General features: G+C 52.6%; 1 protein-coding gene. It reads right to left on the reverse strand.

Annotation, left to right across the window (positions count from 1 at the left end):
• Positions 1 to 145: 145 nt before the first annotated feature.
• Positions 146 to 1,648, reverse strand: coding sequence for a helicase HerA-like domain-containing protein (locus FHQ30_RS12875; RefSeq protein ID WP_139612291.1), 1,503 nt, complete (start codon positions 1,646 to 1,648; stop codon positions 146 to 148).
• Between the last annotated feature and the right edge of the window lie 80 nt (positions 1,649 to 1,728).

Here is a 1,728-nt window from a genome sequence, read left to right on the forward strand (position 1 = left end):
AGGATGTTCGGGTTGTACCTTTTGCTTCGTTCAGAAGCAAAAATCAGGATGAGGGGGCAGGGTGCAGTGCTGTGATCCTATGTTTCACCCTCATCCGCCCTTCGGGCACCTTCTCCCATCAAGGGAGAAGGATTAAAGCGATTGCTTATTTCTTCAACGCCCCTAAAATACCACGCACAATTTGGCGGGAGATTTGGTTGCGGATATTACGACCGACGCTTTTGCTGACACTGCTGACCAGTTGCTCGGTGACAGTCAGTTGCTCGCCGCGTTTTTTAGTGCCGAAGATCATGCGGCTGAGGCTGCCGAACAGGCTGCTGTCTTCCTGTTGCGCCTGCTCCGCTTGTTTCTGCGCCACCGCTTCCAGATTCTGCTGCTCGGCGTTCAGCACTTCAAAAGCGGATTCATTATCGACCTCGTCGCGGTAGAACGGATACAATTCGTCATCTTTCACCCAGGCAACACGCTGTTCGGCACTGATCGGTTTTAACTGACTTTTCGGCGGATAAATATAGGCGATTTCCACCGGGGTCGGCATGCCTTTTTCATCGAGGAATGAAACCAGCGCCTCGCCGACGCCCAGTGCAGTAATCGCTTCCACCACATTGACATCAGGATTGGTGCGAAAAGTTTCGGCGGCGGATTTAACCGCTTTTTGATCGCGCGGGGTAAAGGCTCGCAACGCATGTTGAATCCGGTTGCCCAATTGCCCCAGCACGCTGTCCGGCAAGTCGAGCGGATTTTGGGTGACAAAATACACCCCGACGCCTTTGGAACGGATCAAGCGCACTACTTGCTCGATTTTCTCGACAAGTGCGGTCGGCGCACCGTCAAACAGCAAATGCGCTTCGTCAAAAAACATCACAAATGTCGGTTTATCCGGATCGCCAACCTCCGGCAGATTTTCAAACAGTTCCGACATCAGCCACAGCAAAAAGGCGCCGTACATGCGGCTGGAGTTGATCAATTTTTCCGAATTGAGGATATTGATTACCCCTTTGCCGTCACGGGTTTGCAGCCAGTCGTCCAAATTCAACGCCGGTTCGCCGAACAGTTTGGTTGCGCCCTCGTTTTCCAGCGTCAACAGCGAACGCTGAATCGCCCCCACACTGGCAGCGGATACATTGCCATATTCCACCCGATACGCAGCGGCATTGTCGGCCACGTGTTTTAACATCGCACGTAAATCTTTCAAATCAATCAGCAGCAAGCCTTTGTCGTCTGCTACACGGAACACAAGATTCAGCAAGCCCTCTTGCGTGGCGTTCAGGTTTAACAGACGGGAGAGCAACAGCGGCCCCATTTCGGAAATCGTAGTGCGCAGCGGAATGCCGCTCTCGCCGAATACGTCCCAAAATGAGACCGGATAACCGCTCAAATAGCTTTCGCCGCCCAAGCCGAACTGCTCGATGCGTTCCGCCACTTTGCCTTGCAGTTCGCCGGCTTGCACCAGCCCTGAGATATCGCCTTTGACATCGACCAGAAACACCGGCACCCCGTCGTCACTGAAGGCTTCCGCCAGTTTGCGCAGGCTGATGGTTTTGCCGGTGCCGGTTGCCCCGGCAATCAAGCCGTGACGGTTGGCCATTTTAGCGGTTAAAGACAGGGTTTTGCCTTGTTTGGTTTGCGCTAATGTGTATTGGGTCATAGCAGTATCCTTTTGAAATATTATCTGGTCCGATAAGTGTAGGGTCTGTTGATCTTTGTTTATATTTTAAACACAATCCG

This window comes from Testudinibacter sp. 'clade 2' (assembly GCF_006227735.1).
Classification (GTDB): domain Bacteria; phylum Pseudomonadota; class Gammaproteobacteria; order Enterobacterales; family Pasteurellaceae; genus Chelonobacter.

What these genes read in the sequence shown, in the direction of transcription:
- FHQ30_RS12875 (WP_139612291.1), bottom strand. Translation starts at nt 1,648, where the DNA reads ATGACCCAATACACATTAGCGCAAACCAAACAAGGCAAAACCCTGTCT.